Below are 3820 nucleotides of genomic sequence, written 5' to 3'. Positions count from 1 at the left end.
GAGAAGAGGCAGCCGCCGAGGAAGGTGCCCTCCAGCGCGTTGTAGCCGTGGACCCCGCCGCCGCCGAACCCGGCGACCTCGCCGGCCGCGTACAGGCCGCCGACCGGGGTGCCGTCCGGGCCGAGGGCGCGGGAGTCCAGGTCGGTCTGGATGCCGCCGAGGGTCTTGCGGGTGAGCACGCTGAGCCGTACGCCGATGAGCGGGCCCGCCTCCGGGTCGAGGATGCGGTGCGGGGAGGCGACGCGGCCGAGGCGGTCGCCGATGTAGCGGCGGGCGTTGCGGATGCCCTGGATCTGGGAGTCCTTGCTGTAGGGGTTGGCCAGCTGGAGGTCGCGGGCCTCTATCTGGCGGCGCACCTCGGCGGCGTCGAGGAGGGACTTGCCGGTGAGGCCGTTCATCTTGCCGACCAGGTCCTCCAGGGTGCGGGCGGTGACGAAGTCGGCGCCGTGGTCGAGGAACGCCTGTACGGGGGCGGGGGCGCCCTTGCCGAGCAGCCGGTCGCGCAGCACGGCCTTGCGGTCCTTGGCGGTGATGTCGGGGTTCTGCTCGGAGCCGGAGAGCGCGAACTCCTTCTCCACGATCTTGCGGGTGAGGACGAACCAGGAGTGGTCGTACCCGGCGATGTCCTCGGTGGTGCGCAGATGACGGAGGGTGCCGAGCGTGTCGTACCCGGGCAGGCAGGGGTCGGGCAGCCGGCGGCCGAGCGCGTCGAGCCAGATGGAGGACGGGCCGGGCAGGATGCGGATGCCGTGGCCGGGCCAGACGGGGTTCCAGTTGGCGATGCCCTCGGTGTAGTGCCACATCCGGTCGCGGTTGACCAGGCGCGCGCCCGCCTCTGCGGTGATGTCGAGCATCCGGCCGTCCACGTAGGCGGGGACACCGGTGACCATCTTGGCGGGGGGTGTGCCGAGCCGTGCGGGCCAGTGGCGGCGGACCAGGTCGTGGTCGGCGCCGATGCCGCCGCTGGTGACGATCACGGCTCCGGCGGTCAGCTCGAAGTCGCCGACGGTCTCGCGGCTGGAGGCGACACCGCGCGGGGAGTCGTCGGGGGCGAGGAGCGTGCCGCGCACCCCGCGCACCGCGCCGTCCTGGACGAGGAGTTCGTCCACGCGGTGGCGGTGGTGGAAGGTGAGCAGCCCGTCCCGCGCGGCCTCGCGGGCGTACCGCACGAAGGGTTCGACCACGCCGGTGCCGGTGCCCCAGGCGATGTGGAAGCGGGGTACGGAGTTGCCGTGGCCGTCCGCGCGCAGGTCGCCGCGCTCGGCCCAGCCGACGGTGGGCAGCAGCTCGATCCCGTGCCCGCGCAGCCAGGACCGCTTCTCCCCCGCGGCGAACTCGACGTAGGCGCGGGCCCAGCGCACCGCCCAGGAGTCCTCGTCCTCGACGCGGTCGAACTGGGCGCTGCCCCGCCAGTCGTTCCAGGCGAGGTCGAGGGAGTCCTTGACGCCGAGACGGCGCTGTTCGGGCGAGTCGACCAGGAAGAGGCCGCCGAAGGACCAGTACGCCTGTCCGCCGAGGTTGGCGGCGTTCTCCTGGTCGAGCAGGGCCACCTTCCGTCCCCGGCTGGTGAGTTCGTGCGCGGCGACCAGGCCGGCGAGGCCCGCTCCGACGACTATCGCGTCCGCGTCCATGGTGTGCGTGTCCTTCCGTCGGGCGGGTCAGGAGGTCCGGCTGCCGTCGGTCAGCAGAGCGGTGAGGAGCTGTTTCAGCCAGGCGCGTGCGGCGGGCACGTCCTTGTCGAGGAGGAGCTGGGTGGTGACGCCGTCGTACGCGGCGACGACCGCGTGGGCCGCGCCGTCGGCGTCGCCGAGCACGGCGGGCAGCTCGGTGTGCCCCTGCGCCCTCCGCAGGCGCTCGGCGACGGCCTCGCGCAACCGGGCGCGGTGGTCGAGCAGGGCGCGGGCGGTGTCGGGGTCGCGGGCCGCGTGCACCAGGAAGTCGGTCTTCACCAGCAGCCAGTCCACGTCGAGCAGCAGCACCTCGGTGACGCGGTCGACGCACGCCGGCACGTCGAGCCCGGGGCCGTCCTGGGCGAGGGCGTCCGCGACCTGGGCGGCGATGAGGTCGGCGCGCTCCTGGTACAGGGCGAAGAACAGCTCGTCCAGGGTGGCGAAGTTGGAGTAGAAGGCGCCCCGGCTGTACCCGGCCGCCTCGCAGACCTCCTCGATGGAGACCCGCCCGAACCCCTTGGCGGCGAACACCGCGAAGGCGGCGGCGAGCAGGTCGGCGCGGGTCCTGGCGCGGCGTTTGGTGACGCGGGGGGCGGCGAGTCCGTCCGTCATGGTGCCCACCTCCATTCGATACACGAATGTATTCGATACACCTCTGTATCGAAAGAGGGTGGCCCCCCGGATTCATGAAGCGAACGTATTTTCGATTAAGGAGTACGCTGACCCCATGTCCCCCCTGTCCACGCACCTCCAGGGCTCCCTCTTCGACCAGACCGACGAACTACGGCTCGGTCCGCTCGGCGGCCTGCGCCGCACCGAACTCGGCGCGGGCGCCTGGATCGACGTACTGCCGGGCTGGCTGAGCGGCGCGGACGCGCTGTTCGACCGGCTCGTCGCCGAGGTCCCCTGGCGGGCGGAGCGGCGGAAGATGTACGACAACGTGGTGGCGGTGCCCCGGCTGCTCGCCTTCTACGAGCAGCGCGATCCGCTCCCCCACCCCGTGCTCGACGAGGCCCGCGCCGCGCTCACCGCGCACTACGCGGCGGAACTGGGCGAACCGTTCACGACGGCCGGGCTGTGCTTCTACCGCGACGGGCGGGACAGCGTGGCCTGGCACGGCGACCGGATCGGGCGCGGAGCGCGGGCGGACACCATGGTCGCGATCCTCTCCGTGGGCGCGCCCCGGGATCTGCTGCTACGTCCGGCCGACGGCGGCGGTGTCGGCTCGGCCACGGTGCGGCGCCCGCTGGGGCACGGCGACCTGATCGTGATGGGCGGCTCCTGCCAGCGCACCTGGGAGCACTGCGTACCGAAGACCGCCCGCGCGGCGGGGCCCCGGATCAGTGTGCAGTTCCGTCCGCACGGGGTGCGGTGACGCGTCCGCCGCGTGCGGTCTGCTTGGGTGTCACCGACGGTTCGACGGCGAAGGAACGGCAGGCGGATGAGCGCGGAAGTACACCAAGTGGCCGACGGCACCTACCTGGTGCACGGCCATCACACCAACTGGGTGATCCTCAAGGACGGGGACGCCGTGACCCTGGTGGACACCGGGTATCCGGGGGACCGCGCGGGGCTACTGGAGTCCCTTGCGGCGGTGGGGAGTTCGCCGGAGGCGGTGGCCGCCGTGCTGATCACCCACGCGCACAACGACCACCTGGGCTCGGCGGAACACCTGCGCGCCGCGTACGGCACGCCGGTTCAGCTGCACCCGGCCGAAGTCCCGCACGCGCGGCGGGAGTTCCTCCAGCAGGCCAAGGTGGGCGACGTGGTGCGCAACATCTGGCGGCCCGGTGTCCTGAAGTGGGCGGCGCACCTCATCCAGGTCGGCGGGCTTGAGCAGCACCCCGTCACCAAGCCCGAGCCCTTCCCCGCCGAGGGCGCGCTCGACCTGCCGGGGAACCCGGTCCCGGTGCACACCCCGGGCCACACGGACGGCCACTGCGTCTACCACCTCCCGCACCTGGGCGTGGTGATCTCCGGCGACGCGCTGGTCACCGGCCACGCGATCTCCCGCCTGAAGGGTCCGCAGCTCCTGGCCGACTTCTTCCACCACGAGCGGGAGCGCGCCGTGGACTCCCTGGACCTGATCGCCGCACTGGAGGGCGACACGCTGCTGCCGGGGCACGGTCCGGTGCACCGGGGGCCGGTCC

Annotated in this window: 4 protein-coding genes; 2 read left to right on the top strand and 2 right to left on the bottom strand. The window is 72.8% G+C overall.

The window, feature by feature from the left end:
* Positions 1-1631, bottom strand: a 1631-nt coding sequence (locus GTW40_RS32410; RefSeq protein WP_161183701.1) for an FAD-binding dehydrogenase, incomplete at its 3' end; no start/stop codon positions are given.
* A 27-nt stretch (positions 1632-1658) separates the two neighbouring features.
* The gene (locus tag GTW40_RS32405) at positions 1659-2282 is read right to left on the bottom strand and encodes a TetR/AcrR family transcriptional regulator (RefSeq protein WP_161183700.1); all 624 of its coding nucleotides are present in this window, start codon (positions 2280-2282) and stop codon (positions 1659-1661) included.
* A 124-nt stretch (positions 2283-2406) separates the two neighbouring features.
* Here GTW40_RS32405 and GTW40_RS32400 point away from each other — a divergent pair, with 124 nt between their 5' ends.
* Both GTW40_RS32400 and GTW40_RS32395 read left to right on the top strand, forming a co-directional pair.
* Positions 2407-3045 carry an alpha-ketoglutarate-dependent dioxygenase AlkB gene (locus GTW40_RS32400; RefSeq protein WP_161183702.1) on the top strand — a complete coding sequence of 213 codons (639 nt, stop codon included), beginning with the start codon at positions 2407-2409 and terminating at the stop codon, positions 3043-3045.
* A gap of 66 nt (positions 3046-3111) precedes the next feature.
* A partial coding sequence (locus GTW40_RS32395) for an MBL fold metallo-hydrolase (RefSeq protein ID WP_161183699.1) occupies positions 3112-3820 on the top strand: 709 nt, incomplete at its 3' end.

It is taken from the genome of Streptomyces sp. SID4985 (assembly GCF_009863025.1).
In the GTDB taxonomy this organism is placed as follows: Bacteria; Actinomycetota; Actinomycetes; order Streptomycetales; family Streptomycetaceae; genus Streptomyces.
This window is presented reverse-complemented; position numbering and strand designations above follow the sequence as displayed.